Here is a 16,522-nt window from a genome sequence, read left to right on the forward strand (position 1 = left end):
GGTTCTCACCAGGCGGTCCAGCCGCCATCTACGCCCAGCACCTGGCCGGTAATGTAGGAGGCGGCATCGGAAACGAGGAAGACTGCGGCGCCGGCGGTTTCATGCTGGCGGCCGATGCGGCCCAGCATGGTCTCGGCTTCGAGATTGGCGATGAAATCGGGATGGGACTGCTGAACCGCCGCATGCGGGAAGGGGCCGGGAAAGAGTGCATTGAAGCGGATATTCTTCGGCCCGTAATGCCCGGCCATGTAACGGACCATCTGGTTGAGCCCGGCTTTGCCGACACCATATTCGATGGCGTTTGGGGTCATCTTGCCGGGATAGTTTTTCGGGTCGGGCGAAACGACGCCATACATGGAGGAATAGAGCACCACAGCGCCGCCGGATGGCATTTTGTCGGCCGCGGCGCGGGCAAGGAGGAAGGTGCCGGTCAGGTTGACGCGGTTGGCGAGATCGAACGTTTCGGCGTCGAGGTCATCGAAGGCCTTGCCGGAATTGAAGGCGGTGGCGGCGATGAGGCCGGACAAATTGCCGAAAGCCTTTGCCGCTCCATCGACGCAGGCGAGGATCGAGGCCTCATCGGACATGTCGAGGGGCAGGGTGGCGACACCGCCGGTTCCGGGCGCCGCGGCGATGGTGGTGCGTGCGATTTCGAGCCGGTCCATATCGCGGTCGGCGATGATGACATTGGCACCCTGTGCCTTCAGCAGCAGGCAGACGGGGGTGCCGAGATATCCGGCGCCGCCGGTGACGAGCACACTGCGGCCATCAAGAGAAAACATGTTCAGCCTCAGTCGTTGATCGAGACAATGATGCGGTCCTGCCAGGATTTCTTGGCGGCAAGAGCGATCTGGAGGTTCTGGCGGGCTTCGCCAAGCGTTGCGAGATGGCAGGGTTTGCCGTCCAGCGCATCGAGCATGGCATTGGCCTGGAGGGTGAAGCGGGCCTGATGGGCCTCGGTCGGCACCAGCCCGTCCATATAGTCGTGGCGATCTTTCCAGTGGCCACTGTCGTCGTCGGCAAAACTGAGGACGGAGTGTTCGAGGAAGAGATTGCCTTCCGTACCGATGAAGGAGGCCTGACTTATATTGGGTTTCTGGAACTGGTTGATGGTCACATTGGCCATGGCGCCGTTCGCAAAACAGATGTTCACGAGGCAGGTATCCTCGGTGTCCGTGCCTTCCAGAACCAGCCGATCATACATGGCGCCAACGGCAACGGGCCGGCCCATGAGCCAGACCAGCATATCGAAGGTGTGGCTGGCGGCATCGAGAATGGCGCCACCGCCCATCTCCGGGCGGGCATAGTAGGTGCGCTGGAAGTCGGGGCGGTATTTTGGAAATTCCTGCGAGGAATTGACGTAGGCGAGCTTTAGCGCCCCGATTTTTCCGTCATGGATCTGTTGGCGGACCGCCAGCACTTCCGGGGCGATGCGGCGGATATAGCCAACCCTGGCCAGGATCCCGGCTTTTTCGACAGCCTCGAGCGCCGCATCGACACCTTCCATGGTCACGGCGAGCGGCTTTTCGACCATGAAGGCGAGCTTTGCCGCAGCACATTTGAGCATGAGCGGGACATGCAGATGGGCCGGGGCGCAGATGACGGCAAGATCGAAGGACGAGAGGTCGGCCTCATCGAGATCGGCATAGCTGCCCGCAAGAGCGAACATCGCCTCGGCCTCCGCACGTCTTTCTGCATGAGGCTCGACAATGGAGAGGCTGGCGCGCCCCGTTGCCGCATAGCCGCGCAGGTGCCGACGGCCGATGCCGCCGCTCCCGATAATCAGAACCCTCTTCATCCCGTCCCTGTCCCTCAACCAAGCGCAATGATGAATGCCGCTTGACACCTCGAAAAACTATGTTGTTATGTTAATGAGATAGCTTAAGGTGTCAATAACGGTTTTCGGGGCCAAACAAGGGCGTTGGGCTCCGAAGGTCAAGAAAGATAGAATAATCTTTCGCATTGAGCGCTGAATAGGCAATTTTGCGAAACAGATTTTCAGGAGATCCGCCGATTATGTCGAAATCAGCCTCTCCTGAAGCGCTAAAAACCAGTTCTTTCAGTGTCCTTAGTCAGTTTGGTCGACCAAAAATGGAAAATTTGACACCAAATTCTGGATCGTGGTTGCGTGTAGTGCGCGATCAAGAGGAGGACACGGTGGCTTTGGGGGCGGCGGAGATCGCCAGCATGCTGGCGGAGGAAGTGCATGGCGGAATTCTGGGTGCGGGGGCGATGCTCCCATCCGAACGCGATCTTTGCGATCGCTTCGGGGTTGGCCGGACGACGATCCGGGAGGCGGTGAAGCGGCTCGAGGCCATGCGGCTGGTGGAACTGCGCAAGGGATATCGGCCTCGGGTCGCCTATCCAACTCTGACGCAGCTCCTGGGCAGCATTTCTGCGGCGTCCCAGCTGTTTTTCCGCGGCACCGAGGGCGGCGCGCATATGGAACAGGCCCGGCTCTTTCTCGAAACAGGTCTTGCCCGCTATGCCGCCCAATCGGCAACGGCGGCGCAGATCGGCAAGATGGTTGCCGCCATCGAGCGGGGAGATAAAGCCCTCGACGATCTGCCGGCTTTCCGCATCGCCGATGTCGAGTTTCATCGGGCGCTGGCCGAGGTGCCGGGCAATCCGATCTTCGTGGCGCTGCACGATGCGTTCGTGGGCGGGCTGATGATGTCGCGGCCGGGGCCGAAGGATGTCGTGAGCCACAACCGGCGCAGCAATGACGAACACAAGGGCGTGGTCCAGGCCATCATCGCGCATGACGCGGAGGCCGCCGTGACCATCCTCACCAAACACCTGACGCGTAATTACGCGATCTACGTCAATCACGTGCTGACCCCACTCGAGGACAGCAATCAGAGCCCGGAGGTTTGAGCCAGAACGACTGACTACACGCGGTGTGGAGACCGCAACCGTCCGGCGTCACCGAGTGGGGATTCGGCCCGGACCCATTGAACAAGTTTCATAACAGGGGAACGCAAATGCAATTCAAGAAGCTCATCGCCGTCGGCCTCGCCGCGCTGATGTCGACAACCGCCATCGGTCATGCCCTCGCGCAGCCGATCAACGAAAATCCATTGTCCGACCCGCGCGTGCGCAAGGCGATTGCCTATGCCATCGACATGGACACCATCATCGAGACCATCTTCGAAGGTCAGGCGGTTCGCGCCGTCGGCATGCTGCCCGATGGCCCGAACAAGCCCACCGACCTCATCCGCTACGACTACGACCCGGACAAGGCGCGTGCGCTGTTGGCCGAAGCAGGCTGGGATTCGAGCCGCGAGCTCGACATGGTCTATTACTATACCGACCAGGCCACTGCTGACCTGATGGCCGCGCTCCAGGCCTATCTCGCCGATGTCGGCATCACCATGAACTATCGCCTCGTCGAAGGCGATGTCGCTTCACAGATTTCCGTGGTCCCGGATGATCCGGTGAACGGACCGTCCAAGGTGACCTGGGACATGCTCTACGGCGCCCGCGCCGCGCTGGCATTGCAGGAATATTTCAACCGCTACGCCTATGGCCTCAAGCCGATGATCCCGAATATTCCGCGGATGAACGAGCTCGTCGCCAAGGTGAACGGCACGACCGATCCCGAGGTGCAGCGCGAGGGCTACTTCGAGATGGAACACATCATCAATGAGAATGTGTACCAGATCCCGCTCTACTACCAGCAGCTCTACACCTATGAGAGCGACCGCCTGCACCGCAACGACGCGCCTTATGGCAACGAGCAGTACAACTATAACTGGGGCGTCGAGAACTGGACGATCGATCCCGATGCCTCGGGCAAGGCTGTGCTCTATACCAATGCCGGCCCGGCGCAGTTTTTCGAAGTGCCATGGCAGAACCTGGGTATCTGGGTGGCCAACAAGTTCGCCTTCGACACCGTGCTCGAAGCCGATGGCGCGCTGACCCCTATCGGCGGCGAAATGGCCGATAGCTATGAGATCAGCGAAGATGGCCTGACCTTCAGCTTCACCCTCAAGGATGGGCTGACCTGGCATGACGGCGAGCCGATCACGGCAGCGGATGTCGTGTGGTCGATCGGTGCCGCAGCCAAGTTCCCCGTCACCCATCCGGTGGTCAAGACCACCTTGAACAAGATCGAGGGCGCCGATGCCTTCATCAAGGGCGAGGCGGAAACGCTGGCCGGCGTCTCGGCAGAGGGCAACACGGTCACCATCAAGTTCAGCACGATCGATCCCAATGTGCTGCTGACCTTCAGCCAGTTCGCGCCGCTTCCGGCCAAGTATTTCGAGGGTGTGGACCCGGTGACGCTGCAGCAGGCGCCGTTCTGGCAAAAGCCGATCGGCTCGGGCCCGTTCAAGATCGATGAAGTGGTGATGAACGACTACACCACGCTGGTCCCCTTCGAGAGCTACCACAAGGGCGCGCCGAAGATCGAACAGATCATCGCCCGTCCCTCGAGCGATAATGACGGTAACCTCTTGGTCAATGCCCAGGCCCGCAAGGCGGACTTCGGCTATACAAAGGCGGCAGGCGACGTGCCGGGTCTCGAAGCCCTCGACTACATGCATGTCCACCCGATCGACATTCCCTATACCCGCATGCTCTGGATCAACCAGTTCCCGCATCCGACGAACTGACCCCAACTGCGGGGGCATTGGCAGTGACGCCGATGCCCCTGTGGCTCTTTTCCATTTATCGACGGGGATTGGCCAGACACCATGCTGACCTACATCATCAGGCGCGTCCTGATCCTGATCCCGATGGCTTTTGTCATCTGCTTCCTGGTCTATCTGGGACTTGAACTCACGCCGGGAGACGCTGTCTCCCACATGATCAATCCCGATGCCGCGGGCAGCATGAATCCGGCCCAGCTCGAAGCCCTGCGTCAATCGCTGGGGCTTGGGCAGCCGTTTTATGTGCGGTTCTGGGCGTGGTTCACCAATCTCTTGCAGGGCAATTTCGGCTACTCGATGAGTGGCGGAGTGCCCATTTCCAACATCATCGCAACGCGCCTTCCGGCGACACTGGAGCTGGCTGCCGTGGCGCTGGTCTTTTCCACCGTCGTCGGCAGTCTTCTGGGCGTCGTCAGCGCCCTCAAGCGCGGCAGCAAGACCGATAGCGCGCTGACGGTGGTCGGCATGCTGGGCGTGTCGATCCCCGAATTCTTCTTCGGCCTCGTCGCCATTTCCATTTTTGCGCTGAACCTGGGGTGGTTTCCGGTCGGTGGGCGTTCCATGCCCGGCCATGTGACGCTTTGGGACCGGCTGCCGCATATGGTGATGCCGGCCATGGTGCTCTCGATCATGCTCACGGCGGGCGTCATGCGCTATGCACGCTCGTCCATGCTCGATGCCTTGAGCCGCGATTTCATCAAGACTGCCCGCTCCAAGGGGCTGCCGGAATGGCGGGTCAACCTGCTGCATGGGTTTCGCGTGGCGCTGACCCCGGTCGTGGTTTTGATCGGCTTCCGCCTGCCAGTGCTGATCGGTGGGTCGGTGATCATCGAGCAGGTCTTTCAGTGGCCGGGTATCGGCAATGAATTCATCTCCGCCGTCCGTTCGCAGGACTATCCGGTGGTGATGACCATCGCACTGCTCTCGGTCATGGCGGTGCTCATCGCCAGCCTCATCGTCGATATTCTGACCGCGGTGATCGATCCGCGCGTGCGGCTGGGAGAATAGTCCATGTCAGGTCCCAACTATCCGACCACCCGCCGCCGCACCCGGCTCGACGCGCAGTTCGACCGCATTCGTTCCCGTGAAGAAGCAGGTCTGGCCAAGTCCGGTGGCGGTTCGCGCGCCGTCAAGAAATTCCTCAACAACCGCCTGGCACTCTTCGGCCTTATCGTCTTTGCCATCATTATCCTGGCTTCGGTCTTCGCGCCGCTGTTGACCCCCTACGATCCCAACAAGATCGATTTGCGTGGCATGTTGCAGGCGCCGAGTTGGGAGCACTGGTTCGGTACGGACCGGACAGGACGCGATCTCTTTGCCCGTGTGCTCTATGGCGGCCGGATTTCCATTCTGGTGGGCCTTGGCAGCGCCATTCTGGCTGCGATCATTGGCGTGCTGATCGGCGTCTATACCGGCTATGTCGGCGGGTGGCTCGATGCGCTTGCCATGCGCGTCTCGGAAATCTTCATGTCGTTTCCGCAGATCATCCTTGTGCTCATGCTGGTCTCGATCATGGGCCAGTCGCTGGTCAACCTGATGCTGATTTTCACGCTGACCGGCTGGGGCGGCATCTACCGCATGGCCCGAGCGCGGATGCTGAGCCTGCGCGAGGAAGAATATGTTCTGGCGCTGCGCAGTTTCGGGCTCAGCCGGCCGCTGATCGCCTACAAGCACATGCTGCCCAATGCCCTTGGGCCGATCATGGTCAATATCACGCTCTCGACTGCGGCCTTTATTCTTCAGGAAGCGGGGTTGAGCTTCCTCGGGCTTGGCGTGCCGCTTTCCATTCCCACCTGGGGCAACATTCTCAACGTGGCGCAGGATATTCGCGTGCTGCAGAACAATTGGTGGATCTGGCTGCCGGTGGGCACGGTGATCTCGCTCTTCGTCCTCAGCGTCAATTTCATAGGCGATGGTTTGCGCGATGCGACCGATCCGAGCCAGCAGGGGTGAGGCGATGAGCACCACACAAGACATCGCCATCAGCGTGCGCGATCTCAAGACGTTCTTCTATACGAACAACCGCTGCAACAAGGCGCTCAACGGCGTGTCCTTCGATATCAAGAAGGGCAAGACGCTATGCATCGTGGGGGAGAGCGGCTGCGGGAAATCCGTGACCGCCGCCTCGATCATGCAACTCCTGCCGACGCTGTCGCGGATCGAGCAGGGCGAGATCATCTATCACGCTGACCGCGGCGATATTCCGCTCCATGCGCTCGAAAAGAATGGGCGGCACATGCGGCGCATTCGCGGGGCCGAGATCGCCATGATCTTCCAGGACCCGATGACGGCGCTCAACCCGGTCTATTCGGTGGGTTTCCAGATCAAGGAAAGCCTCAAATATCATATGAGGATGGTGGGCCGAGCGGCGCATGACAAAGCGATCTCGCTGCTTAAGGAAATGGGCATCGCCCTGCCGGAAAAGCGGGTCAACGACTTTCCGCACCGCTATTCGGGCGGCATGCGGCAGCGCGCCATGATCGCCATGGCCATGGCCTGCAACCCAAAGGTGCTGATTGCCGACGAGCCGACGACGGCGCTCGACGTGACCATCCAGGCGCAGATCTTTGAGCTGATGGACAAGCTCAAGCGCGAACATGGCACCGGTATCATGCTGATCACCCACGATATGGGGGTGGTGGCCGAACTCGCTGACGATGTGGCCGTGATGTATATGGGCAATATCGTCGAGGCCGGGACGGTGGACGAGGTTCTGCGTCAGCCGACCCATCCTTATACCAAGGCGCTGCTCGCCTCGGTGCCGGTGCTCGGCAAGGGCAAGAACCAGGACATCAAGGCCATTCGCGGCTCGACGCCCGATCCACTCAACCGCCCCAAGGGCTGCCAGTTTGCCGACCGCTGCGATTTCGCGGTGGCGCAGTGTCAGACCATGCCCGAGGAAACCCATATCACGCCGACCCATCGGGTCATGTGCTGGCGCTACAAGGAGCTGGTCCCCAATGGCTGAGAACAAGGATGTTATCCTGCGCCTGCGCGGGGTGAAGGCGCATTTTCCGGTCAAGGCAGGCGTGTTCAAACGAACGGTGGGCCATGTACGGGCTGTCGACGGCGTCGATATCGACGTCTATCGCGGGGAAGTGCTGGGGCTCGTAGGCGAGAGTGGCTGTGGCAAGACCACGCTGGGCAAAACCATTTTACAGCTGGTGCGCTCGACCGAAGGTGAGATCGTCTATCGCTCGCCTGACAATGAAGAGGCCGATCTCAGCAAGCTCGACAATGACGGTTTGGTGCCGTTCCGCAAACGCCTGCAGATCGTGTTTCAGGACCCCCATTCCTCGCTCAATCCTGCTTTTACGATTTTCGGATCGCTGGAAGATCCGCTGAAGAAGTATGGCGTTAAATCAAGGGAAGAGCGCCGGAAAATCATCGGTGATCTGCTCGAAGCGGTAAACATGCGGCGCGAATATATGGATCGCTATCCGCATGAATTTTCCGGCGGGCAGCGGCAGCGCATCGGCATTGCCCGGGCGCTGAGCATCGATCCCGAACTGATCGTCTGCGACGAGGCGGTATCGGCGCTCGACGTGTCGATCCAGGCGCAGGTTCTGCAACTGCTGATGAAGCTCAAGGACGAGCGTAAGCTGACCTATATCTTCATCACCCACGACCTCTCGGTCACCGAATATATCTGTGACAGGGTGGCGGTGATGTATCTGGGCAAGGTGGTGGAGCTGTGCCGCTCCGAGGACCTGTTTGCCAAGAATCTCCACCCCTATACCGAAGCCCTGCTCTCGGCCATTCCGGTGGCTGACCTCGACAAGAAATCCGAGCGCATCGTGTTGCAGGGAGACGTGCCCAGCCCGGTCAATCCGCCCTCGGGCTGTCCATTCCATCCGCGCTGCCGCTACGCCAAGGACGTTTGCAAGTCCGTGGTGCCGCCGCTCAAGCGCTATGAAACCGATGGGCATGAGCATTTTGCCGCCTGTCACCTCATCGATTTGCCGGAAGCGACGCAGGAGCCTGTCGCGCTTTCGGCCTGACCTTCCAACCTGGAGACGGAATTGTCCGCACTTTCCAAGATTACGGGCGTGCTGCCCGCCCTCGTCACGCCATTCGACGAGAATGAGAATTTTGACGAGGGGCGCATGCGCGCCATCGTCGATTTTCTCATCGGCCGGGGCGTCGACGGGCTCTATGTGACCGGCAGCACCGGCGAAGCCTTCATGATGTCACCCGAGGAGCGCAAGCGGGTGCTCGAGGTGGTGACCGATGAGGTCAAGGGCCGGGTGCCGGTCATCGCCCATATCGGCGCGATCAGCACGCATCTGTCTATCGACCTCGCCCGGCACGCCGAAAAGGTGGGCGCCGATGCCCTGTCCTCGGTGCCGCCCTTCTATTGGGGCTTTTCGCAGGACCAGGTCGTCTCCTACTATACCGATATCACGGCTTCTACCGGCCTGCCGATGTGCGCCTATAACGTGCCGCTGGCAGGCTTGTTCGGCTTCGACATGATCAAGCGGCTGGCCGAGATCCCGGGCGTCGAAGGCATCAAGTATACTGCGCCCACCCATCACGACATCATGCGCGTCAAGGCCGAGATCGGCAGCGACTTCGTCATTTATTCTGGTGCCGACGAGATGGCCATGTCCGGCCTCGCCTTTGGCGCCGACGGGATCATCGGCAGTTTCTACAATACCATTCCCGAGATTTACCTGGCGCTCTATGCGGCGGTTAAGGCGGGCGACATGGCCGAGGCCAAGGCGCTGCAGGAAGTGGGCAATGCCGTCATCTTCTTCACCCTGCCGCGCAACCCCATCGCCGCCATCAAGCGCAGCATGGCCTGGCAGGGCGCCGATGCCGGCTATTGCCGCAAACCCTTCGGCAATTTCTACAGCGCCGCCGAGGAAGAAAGCCTCAAGGCCGAATTCCGTGCCTTCAAGGCGGAACGCGGCCTTACCGGCGTCAACTTCCTCGACGCCATCTAGCTGAGGGCGGCGCGGACTTCGGTTCGCGCCGCATCCACAAGGCTTCGCGCCGTGTCGTGGAAGAGGGCTTCGCGCTGTGCGGTGCTGAGGCCCAACTGGCGGGCACCGCGCTTCATGGCGCGCAATTGTTCATAGCGGATATAGGTCATCCGACCGTCGCAATGGCCGAGCGAGAGCTGGTGGTTGGTTTCGGACAGGAAGGCCCAGGCAAAGCCGAAGGCGATGTATTTGCCGCGCATTGGGCCGATCATATCGTCGCTGCCATACATGACGCGGTCGACGCCGACGCCATTGTAAAGCGCATCGAGCGCATCGGCTTCGCAGACGGTGGAGGTGTCGTACCAGACATTGGGCAGGCCGCGCAGGCTCGCAGCGGCTTTCTCGATGGCCCAGGCGGAATAGGAGCGCGCGCAATGGGCGAGGATCCAGCGCACGCGCGGATATTTTTCGCTGAGACGCACCATGTCCGAGATGTTGTCGGGGTCGGAAATGGCCCGGCGCTTGGAGAGATGCATCATGACGATAAGGCCGAGGCGGTCGGCGAGGGCGATTTGATGCTCGGGCAGGAAGTCGGTGATCGAGGCTTCGGCGCGGTCGGCGTTAGTGGCGTAGACCAAATAGGGTTTGAGGCCAATGGCGCCGGTGCGCCTGAGGGTGGCAAGGATTTCGGCCTCGCTCATGCCGGGATGGACCAGCATCAGGGCTGCGGAATCCACGCTCCTGGCGGCTTCCGCAGCGACATAGATGTTCGAGGCGTCGAAATCGCACTGGCCGGCAAAAGGGAAGGGGAATGCCAGGCGTTCGACCTGTCGACCTGGTAGGAGCGCGGCGTCGATTTCGTCGGCCAGTTTGGTCGTCACTTCGGGAAAGTAGCGGCCAATGCTGGGAGCGTAGGGGCCGGTTTCCTTGTCGGGATTGAGGTTGAAGGCCCAGCGGTAGATGTGGGTATGCACGTCGAAGACGCGGCCCGGCACGAAGTTCTCCAGTTCCTCCGCCCAGATGCGCTTGTCGAGATCGGTGGGTGTGAAATCGTACATGGCGACGCTCCCTTTTGTCTTGAACTATCATGTTACACTGATAACAATATAACCAAAGCGCAAGGGAGGATTTCGTGGGGGCGGGTCAGGAACTCTGGAAAAAGGCCAAACGGTTGATACCGGGCGGCAATATGCTTTTGTCAAAGCGGCCGGAAATGTTCCTGCCGGAGCAGTGGCCGGCCTATTTCAGCAAGGCCAAGGGGTGCCGCGTCTGGGACCTCGACGGGCGCGAATTGATCGACATGACGATCATGGGCGTCGGCGCCAATACGCTCGGCTATGGGGACGAGCGCGTCGATGCGGCGGTGGTCGCGACCGTGGCACAGGGCAATATGTCGACGCTCAATGCGCCTGAAGAGGTGGAATTGGCAGAGCGGTTGGTGGCGATGCACCCTTGGGCCGAGATGGCGCGCTTTGCGCGCACCGGCGGCGAGGCCAATGCGGTGGCCATCCGGATTGCCCGCGCGGCCTCAGGCCGGGATGGCGTGGCCATTTGCGGCTATCACGGCTGGCACGACTGGTATCTGGCATCCAATCTCGGCGAGGACGATAGCCTGGCCGGGCATCTCCTGCCGGGGCTCGACCCGCAAGGGGTGCCGCGGAACTTGCGCGGCACGGTGTTTCCGTTTGGCTTCAATGACATTGCCGCGCTCGAGGCATTGATCGCGACCGGGAAGATCGGCGTGATCATGATGGAGGTGGCGCGCACCTTTGATCCGTCGCCAGATTTCCTGCGGAAGGTGCGGGAGCTGGCTACGGCGCATGGCATCGTGCTGATTTTCGACGAATGCACCTCAGGCTTTCGCCAGAGTTTTGGCGGTCTGCACACGCTTTATGGCGTCGACCCCGACATGGCGGTGTTTGGCAAGGCGCTGGGCAATGGCTATGCGGTGACCGCCGTTATCGGTCGGCGCGCGGTGATGGAAGCAGCGCAGAACAGCTTTATCAGCTCGACCTTCTGGACCGAGCGGATCGGCTCTGCGGCCGCACTGGCGACGCTCGATGTCATGGAGCAAACCCAGTCCTGGGAGGTCATTACCGGGATCGGCGTGGATATCACCCAGCGCTGGCGGGAGTTGGCGGCAAAGCATGGGATTGAAATCTCAACAGCCGGTCTACCGGCCCTGACCGGGTTTGCGTTCAAGGGGGCGAATGCCGCCGCCTACAAGACGCTGATCAGCCAGGAAATGCTTGAGAGGGGTTACCTGGCTGCCACCAGCGTCTATACCTGCCTCGCCCACACTCCCGATATCGTCGATGGCTATTTCGACGCTCTCGACCCCATCTTTGCCCTCATTGCCAAATGCGAAGCAGGGCGGGATGTCAGTTCGCTTTTGCGTGGCCCGATCTGCCACGCCGGTTTCAAACGTCTCAATTAGGACCTGTCATGACTCTCGTTCTCAAGGCACGGCCGGTTGATGCCGCGGCGCTCGCTCCTTATGCAACCGTGCTTCAGGCCGCAGATGGCAAGGCGCGAGCTTTTCCAGAGGTGATGGAAAAGGGCGACGTTCCAGGGGCGCATGCCTTTACGATTCTGTGTCCGCAGCCGGTGGATGGGGCGGTGCGTGTTGCGGCGCTCGAGCGACATCCGCATTCGACACAGAGTTTTTTGCCGATCAAGGCTGGGCGCTGGCTCATTCTCGTAGCGCCCAAGACCGCCAATGGCGAGCCGGATTTGGGTGGGGCGCTAGCCTTTGTCGCCGGGCCTGAGGATGCAATATGCATCGGGCAGGATGTGTGGCACGCGGGGCTGACGGTTCTCGATCAACCGGCGCAGTTCGGCATGATCATGTGGAAGGCTGAGAGCGCCGAGGATGGGGTGCTTTGGCACCTCGATGAAGCAGTTGGGGTGGAGTTTTAGGACTTGTTCCTCCAGCTGCTTCGCGACATGAATTGCTACCGCTTGATGGTAGTATAGCGGATTGCCGCCTGCGCGTGTTATCGCCGCAACTTGGCGACATATCTCGAGATGTCGTGATCGCAGTCGAAAGAGTGTCACATTTGGGGGGTGATCGTCTCCCCGTGTCCGCTTCCGGGCGGCCGCGCAGGTTCGACCAATGACTGGAATGGGGCGCGCTTCGGCCCAGCAGTTCCCGACCCCAACCCGGTCATTCGTGCCCACGTTTCTCTTCCCCGGAAGCTGCCGCTCGTAGTATCTCAACTAGGGGACAAAGCAGCCACCAGTTACCTTTCGAAGCTGCTCTTGGCGACAGACCAACATACCCTGCATTCGACACTGAACCATATCCCTCTGCGGTCGTTGGCCGACGGAAGGGAGATCGCCATGAGCTATGTTCGCTTCGGAGCAATGGTCGCGACGTCCACCATAATCATGTTCGGTCTCATGTACCTGAACACCTACGCGTTCGAGCACGTGATGTTCAGTCAGACCCGTATGTGGATGGCATTGCTGATGGGGGCTGTGATGGCATTCATCATGCTGCTGTTCATGTGGGGCATGTATAAGAACAGAGTGGCAAACGTCGCGATCCTCGCTGGCGCCGTTGCCGTGTTCGGCGCATCGCTATGGCTGGTGCGGAGCCAGGAAACGGTGGCCGATATCGACTACATGCGGGCGATGTTACCGCATCACTCGATTGCCGTTCTCACCAGCACACAAGCTCATATTCGTGATCCAAGGGTGCGGGAGCTGGCCGATGGTATCATCGAAGCGCAGGTGCGCGAAATTGCGCAGATGAAGCGGCTGATCGCGGAGTTGGAAGCGAACCCGACGCCTGCAACCGCACCCGACCTGCCACCCTTGAAACCTGAAGCGGTTGCCGGCAAGGACTGAATTCTCAAGGAGCATCGCCATGGATTGGCAGAGCATGCTGTTTCAGAACTGGTCGGGCATATTCCGCACCATCCTTGTCGGCATTCTTGCTTAAGTCACGCTGGTTCTGTTCGTGAGAATTTCGGGCAAGCGCACGCTGGCAAAGCTCAACGCCTTTGACCTCGTCGTGACCGTCGCGCTCGGTTCCACCCTATCAGCCATTCTCCTCCAGGAGTCGATCGCTTTGGCGGAAGGGGCCGTAGCGCTCGGGCTGCTGATCTTTATGCAATTTCTCGTCACGTTCATCTCTGTGCGTTCGCGTGGCTTTGCCAAGGCTGTTCGGTCGGAGCCGACGCTTTTGGCGCATGACGGGGCATTTTGCGACGAAGCCATGAAACGCGAGCGCATTACTCAAGAGGAAGCCTTAAGCGCCGTGCGATCTGCAGGCGGTCAGGATATCGAGAGCGTCAAATATCTGGTTCTCGAGAGCGATGGGACCATCAGCGCAGCATTGCGTGCCGATCGAGCCGCGCCATGACACAGCACGCATCGACCAACGAGCTCGACCATGTCTGCGGCGAGATTCGGGCGGAGATCAACCTGCTCAATAGCCGTCTTAACGCGCTCATCTCCTCACAGTCGTTTTTGGTGATCGCCTATGGATCTTCGCTCAGCGCCGGATACGGCAACTGGAATGGCCTCTTCACGATAACACTGCCGCCACTCTTTGCGATCCTGGGTATCGCGCTGGTGCTAGAAGCACGACCGGGCATTGCCGCGGCGCAGGAAGCGATCAGCCATTGGCGCCGCCGCGAAAATCACTTGATCAATGAAGAGCCCGCTCTGCGCGCCTTCACCCTCGCAACCGATGAGCAGAGCCGCAAGCGGCTGGAACTGCGTCAGCACGCCGGCAGCAGATTCTCCAGCCGTGCTCCGATGATCTTCATTGGCGCGTGGATCCTCTTCTTCCTGCTGCCCTTCGCCTTGCGCATATGGGGCTAGGACGACGGATGGTCTTGACGAGGGAACCACACGTGTCCCCGCAGGCTTTGCCCTAGGCTCCCACATTGCGGAACTGGTCGGCATAATGTTCAAGCCATTCATCATCAACAAGCCCGTCTTCTTCGGCGCGCTCCTTGTGATCGGCGCTTTCGTTGCGGTCGGGGTGCTGCTGCCCAATCAGGCCGGCGATATCTTCGGTGCGATCCAGACTAATATACTGCAGGGGTTCGGCTGGTTCTACCTATTGGCCGTCGGGATCTTTCTGGTGACGGTCCTGCTCCTGTGCTTTGGCCGCTACGGGCGGCTGAAGCTCGGGCCTGACGACGCGACGCCCGACTTCAAATTCACCTCCTGGATCGCCATGCTCTTTGCCGCCGGCATGGGCATCGGCCTCATGTTCTATGCCGTCGGCGAACCCATGACCCACTTCATGGCGCCACCGACCGCCGAGCCCCGCTCGGTCGCCGCCATGCGTGAGGCGATGACCGTCACCTTCTTCCACTGGGGCATCCACGCCTGGGCTATCTATGCCGTGGTCGGACTGTCGCTCGCCTATTTCGGGTATCGGTACAATCTGCCGCTGACCATACGGTCCGGCCTTTACCCGCTGCTCAAGGAACGGATCAACGGCCCCATCGGACACGCCGTCGACATCTTCGCCATTGTCGGGACAATGTTCGGCATAGCGACCTCGCTGGGCGTGGGAGTATCGCAGATCAATGCAGGGCTTTCCTACCTTCTAGACTTTCCAGTTGGACCCATCGTCCAGCTGCCGCTAATCGCCTTGGTTACGGCCCTCGCGACCATATCCGTGGCGACCGGCCTCGATCGCGGCGTTCGCATCCTCTCCGAGACCAACCTCGTGGTCGCAATCCTGCTTATGCTGTTCGTGCTGGTCGTCGGGCCGACAGCGCAGCTGTTCCGCGATCTGGTACAGAATCTGGGGCTCTATCTCGACACATTGGTGCTACGCACCTTCAACATCTACGCCTATCAACCGACGCCCTGGATCGACGCCTGGACGCTGTTCTACTGGGCATGGTGGATTTCCTGGTCGCCCTTTGTGGGAATGTTCATTGCCCGCATCTCGCGCGGCCGCACCGTCCGGGAGTTCGTGACGGCGGTGCTGTTCATCCCGGCGGGCTTCACCTTCATCTGGATGACTGTCTTCGGCAACACGGCCATGTTCATCGACACAGGAATAGCGGCCGGCGAAGTTGGACAGGCGATTGCCGCCGACGTGGCGACCGGACTGTTTCAGTTCTTCCAGTACCTGCCGTTCTCCGGCATTACCTCGACGCTGGCCATTCTCTTGGTGGCAATCTTCTTCATCACCTCATCGGATTCCGGCTCCCTCGTGGTCGACTCCATCGCAGCAGGCGGGGAGACCGAGACCACCACCGGCCAGCGTGTATTCTGGTGCGTGATGGAAGGTGTCGTCGCTGCCGCGCTGCTTCTGGCGGGTGGACTTGGCGCGCTACAATCGGCCACCATTGCCAGCGCCTTGCCCTTCACCTTTGTCATGCTGGGACTGGTATGGTCGCTCTACCTCGGGATGCGGGCCGATCTGGCGCAGCAGTATCCGCAGACCAATGCTCCCGCTGGAGGAACTGCCGCGCACCCAGCGGCCGGCCTCACCTGGCAGCGTCGTCTGGCGTTAATTATGCATGCCCCTGACCGGCGAGACGTCGAACACTTCCTCGAGGCCAACGCCGCGCCGGCCCTGGAGCAAGTGGCCCGCGAACTTACGAATCGAGGTCGGCCGGCGAGCGTAGAGAAAGCCGGCTCCGGCAATGTGGCGCTCCGATCACCTGCAGAAGGAGTGCGCGACTTCGTCTATGGCGTCGCTCTGACGTCGGTCCCCGTTGCCAACTTCGCTCTGGCGGCAGGCGAGCCGGAGCTGCGATACGAAGCCCGCACTTACTTCTCGAGCGGTGGCAGCGGCTACGACGTCATGGGCATGCATCGCGACCAGCTCATTGCGGATGTCCTGGCGCAATTCGAACGCTACCTGCAATTGACCCACTCTTCTGCCACGCAGTTGTTGCATGCAGCTCCGGAGCACGAGCCACGAGCTTCCAGTGAGGCCAAGGGATCTTGAAGATGCTTGGG

Annotated in this window: 16 protein-coding genes; 13 read left to right on the plus strand and 3 right to left on the minus strand. The window is 60.6% G+C overall.

From position 1 onward, the window contains the following. Window positions 1-5: 5 nt before the first annotated feature. Both DEVEQU_RS00890 and DEVEQU_RS00895 read right to left on the minus strand, forming a co-directional pair. Window positions 6-782: an SDR family NAD(P)-dependent oxidoreductase gene (locus DEVEQU_RS00890; RefSeq protein WP_126148671.1), complete on the minus strand. Its 777-nt coding sequence runs from the start codon at window positions 780-782 to the stop codon at window positions 6-8. A gap of 8 nt (window positions 783-790) precedes the next feature. Further along, entirely contained in the window at window positions 791-1,798 is a 1,008-nt protein-coding gene (locus DEVEQU_RS00895; RefSeq protein ID WP_126148672.1) for a Gfo/Idh/MocA family protein, read from the minus strand. A gap of 218 nt (window positions 1,799-2,016) precedes the next feature. On the opposite strand from DEVEQU_RS00895, the gene DEVEQU_RS00900 reads away from it, so the two are divergent. The 7 genes from DEVEQU_RS00900 to DEVEQU_RS00930 all read left to right on the plus strand — a co-directional run bounded on the left by DEVEQU_RS00900 (window position 2,017) and on the right by DEVEQU_RS00930 (window position 9,598). Next, the gene (locus DEVEQU_RS00900; RefSeq protein ID WP_126148673.1) at window positions 2,017-2,877 is read left to right on the plus strand and encodes an FCD domain-containing protein; all 861 of its coding nucleotides are present in this window, start codon (window positions 2,017-2,019) and stop codon (window positions 2,875-2,877) included. Between the two features lie 107 nt (window positions 2,878-2,984). After that, on the plus strand, window positions 2,985-4,616 hold the full coding sequence (locus DEVEQU_RS00905; RefSeq protein WP_126148674.1) for an ABC transporter substrate-binding protein: 1,632 nt from the start codon (window positions 2,985-2,987) through the stop codon (window positions 4,614-4,616). Between the two features lie 81 nt (window positions 4,617-4,697). Beyond that, window positions 4,698-5,660, plus strand: a complete 963-nt coding sequence (locus tag DEVEQU_RS00910) for an ABC transporter permease (RefSeq protein ID WP_126148675.1) — start codon at window positions 4,698-4,700, stop codon at window positions 5,658-5,660. A 3-nt stretch (window positions 5,661-5,663) separates the two neighbouring features. After that, window positions 5,664-6,605, plus strand: a complete 942-nt coding sequence (locus tag DEVEQU_RS00915) for an ABC transporter permease (protein WP_126148676.1) — start codon at window positions 5,664-5,666, stop codon at window positions 6,603-6,605. 4 nt (window positions 6,606-6,609) lie between these two features. After that, window positions 6,610-7,620 (plus strand): ABC transporter ATP-binding protein, encoded by a 1,011-nt coding sequence (locus DEVEQU_RS00920; RefSeq protein WP_126148677.1) that lies wholly within the window; start codon window positions 6,610-6,612, stop codon window positions 7,618-7,620. Continuing rightward, window positions 7,613-8,653, plus strand: a complete 1,041-nt coding sequence (locus DEVEQU_RS00925) for an ABC transporter ATP-binding protein (RefSeq protein WP_126148678.1) — start codon at window positions 7,613-7,615, stop codon at window positions 8,651-8,653. The genes DEVEQU_RS00920 and DEVEQU_RS00925 overlap by 8 nt, the downstream gene beginning before the upstream one ends. 21 nt (window positions 8,654-8,674) lie before the next feature. Beyond that, window positions 8,675-9,598: a dihydrodipicolinate synthase family protein gene (locus DEVEQU_RS00930; RefSeq protein ID WP_126148679.1), complete on the plus strand. Its 924-nt coding sequence runs from the start codon at window positions 8,675-8,677 to the stop codon at window positions 9,596-9,598. On the opposite strand, the gene DEVEQU_RS00935 is transcribed toward DEVEQU_RS00930, so the two are convergent. Next, window positions 9,595-10,635: an amidohydrolase family protein gene (locus DEVEQU_RS00935; protein WP_126148680.1), complete on the minus strand. Its 1,041-nt coding sequence runs from the start codon at window positions 10,633-10,635 to the stop codon at window positions 9,595-9,597. The genes DEVEQU_RS00930 and DEVEQU_RS00935 overlap by 4 nt on opposite strands. 131 nt (window positions 10,636-10,766) lie before the next feature. On the opposite strand from DEVEQU_RS00935, the gene DEVEQU_RS00940 reads away from it, so the two are divergent. The 6 genes from DEVEQU_RS00940 to DEVEQU_RS00965 all read left to right on the plus strand — a co-directional run bounded on the left by DEVEQU_RS00940 (window position 10,767) and on the right by DEVEQU_RS00965 (window position 16,511). After that, on the plus strand, window positions 10,767-12,014 hold the full coding sequence (locus DEVEQU_RS00940; RefSeq protein ID WP_126148681.1) for an aminotransferase class III-fold pyridoxal phosphate-dependent enzyme: 1,248 nt from the start codon (window positions 10,767-10,769) through the stop codon (window positions 12,012-12,014). Between the two features lie 8 nt (window positions 12,015-12,022). Continuing rightward, the gene (locus tag DEVEQU_RS00945) at window positions 12,023-12,496 is read left to right on the plus strand and encodes an ureidoglycolate lyase (protein ID WP_164550191.1); all 474 of its coding nucleotides are present in this window, start codon (window positions 12,023-12,025) and stop codon (window positions 12,494-12,496) included. Between the two features lie 423 nt (window positions 12,497-12,919). Then, window positions 12,920-13,429, plus strand: coding sequence for a DUF305 domain-containing protein (locus DEVEQU_RS00950; RefSeq protein WP_126148683.1), 510 nt, complete (start codon window positions 12,920-12,922; stop codon window positions 13,427-13,429). Window positions 13,430-13,535: 106 nt separating this feature from the next. Next, window positions 13,536-13,946 (plus strand): DUF421 domain-containing protein, encoded by a 411-nt coding sequence (locus DEVEQU_RS00955; RefSeq protein WP_329601436.1) that lies wholly within the window; start codon window positions 13,536-13,538, stop codon window positions 13,944-13,946. Then, complete coding sequence (locus tag DEVEQU_RS00960; RefSeq protein WP_126148684.1) at window positions 13,943-14,410, plus strand: hypothetical protein; 468 nt, start codon at window positions 13,943-13,945, stop codon at window positions 14,408-14,410. The genes DEVEQU_RS00955 and DEVEQU_RS00960 overlap by 4 nt, the downstream gene beginning before the upstream one ends. Before the next feature lie 85 nt (window positions 14,411-14,495). After that, entirely contained in the window at window positions 14,496-16,511 is a 2,016-nt protein-coding gene (locus tag DEVEQU_RS00965) for a BCCT family transporter (protein ID WP_126148685.1), read from the plus strand. Window positions 16,512-16,522: the final 11 nt, after the last annotated feature.

Origin of the sequence: Devosia equisanguinis (assembly GCF_900631955.1) — a bacterium.
GTDB lineage: Bacteria > Pseudomonadota > Alphaproteobacteria > Rhizobiales > Devosiaceae > Devosia > Devosia equisanguinis.

Coding starts and splice junctions, on each gene's coding strand:
- DEVEQU_RS00890 (WP_126148671.1), bottom strand. CDS start 782: ATGTTTTCTCTTGATGGCCGCAGTGTGCTCGTCACCGGCGGCGCCGGA.
- DEVEQU_RS00895 (WP_126148672.1), bottom strand. CDS start 1,798: ATGAAGAGGGTTCTGATTATCGGGAGCGGCGGCATCGGCCGTCGGCAC.
- DEVEQU_RS00900 (WP_126148673.1), top strand. CDS start 2,017: ATGTCGAAATCAGCCTCTCCTGAAGCGCTAAAAACCAGTTCTTTCAGT.
- DEVEQU_RS00905 (WP_126148674.1), top strand. CDS start 2,985: ATGCAATTCAAGAAGCTCATCGCCGTCGGCCTCGCCGCGCTGATGTCG.
- DEVEQU_RS00910 (WP_126148675.1), top strand. CDS start 4,698: ATGCTGACCTACATCATCAGGCGCGTCCTGATCCTGATCCCGATGGCT.
- DEVEQU_RS00915 (WP_126148676.1), top strand. CDS start 5,664: ATGTCAGGTCCCAACTATCCGACCACCCGCCGCCGCACCCGGCTCGAC.
- DEVEQU_RS00920 (WP_126148677.1), top strand. CDS start 6,610: ATGAGCACCACACAAGACATCGCCATCAGCGTGCGCGATCTCAAGACG.
- DEVEQU_RS00925 (WP_126148678.1), top strand. CDS start 7,613: ATGGCTGAGAACAAGGATGTTATCCTGCGCCTGCGCGGGGTGAAGGCG.
- DEVEQU_RS00935 (WP_126148680.1), bottom strand. CDS start 10,635: ATGTACGATTTCACACCCACCGATCTCGACAAGCGCATCTGGGCGGAG.
- DEVEQU_RS00940 (WP_126148681.1), top strand. CDS start 10,767: ATGCTTTTGTCAAAGCGGCCGGAAATGTTCCTGCCGGAGCAGTGGCCG.
- DEVEQU_RS00945 (WP_164550191.1), top strand. CDS start 12,023: ATGACTCTCGTTCTCAAGGCACGGCCGGTTGATGCCGCGGCGCTCGCT.
- DEVEQU_RS00950 (WP_126148683.1), top strand. CDS start 12,920: ATGAGCTATGTTCGCTTCGGAGCAATGGTCGCGACGTCCACCATAATC.
- DEVEQU_RS00960 (WP_126148684.1), top strand. CDS start 13,943: ATGACACAGCACGCATCGACCAACGAGCTCGACCATGTCTGCGGCGAG.
- DEVEQU_RS00965 (WP_126148685.1), top strand. CDS start 14,496: ATGTTCAAGCCATTCATCATCAACAAGCCCGTCTTCTTCGGCGCGCTC.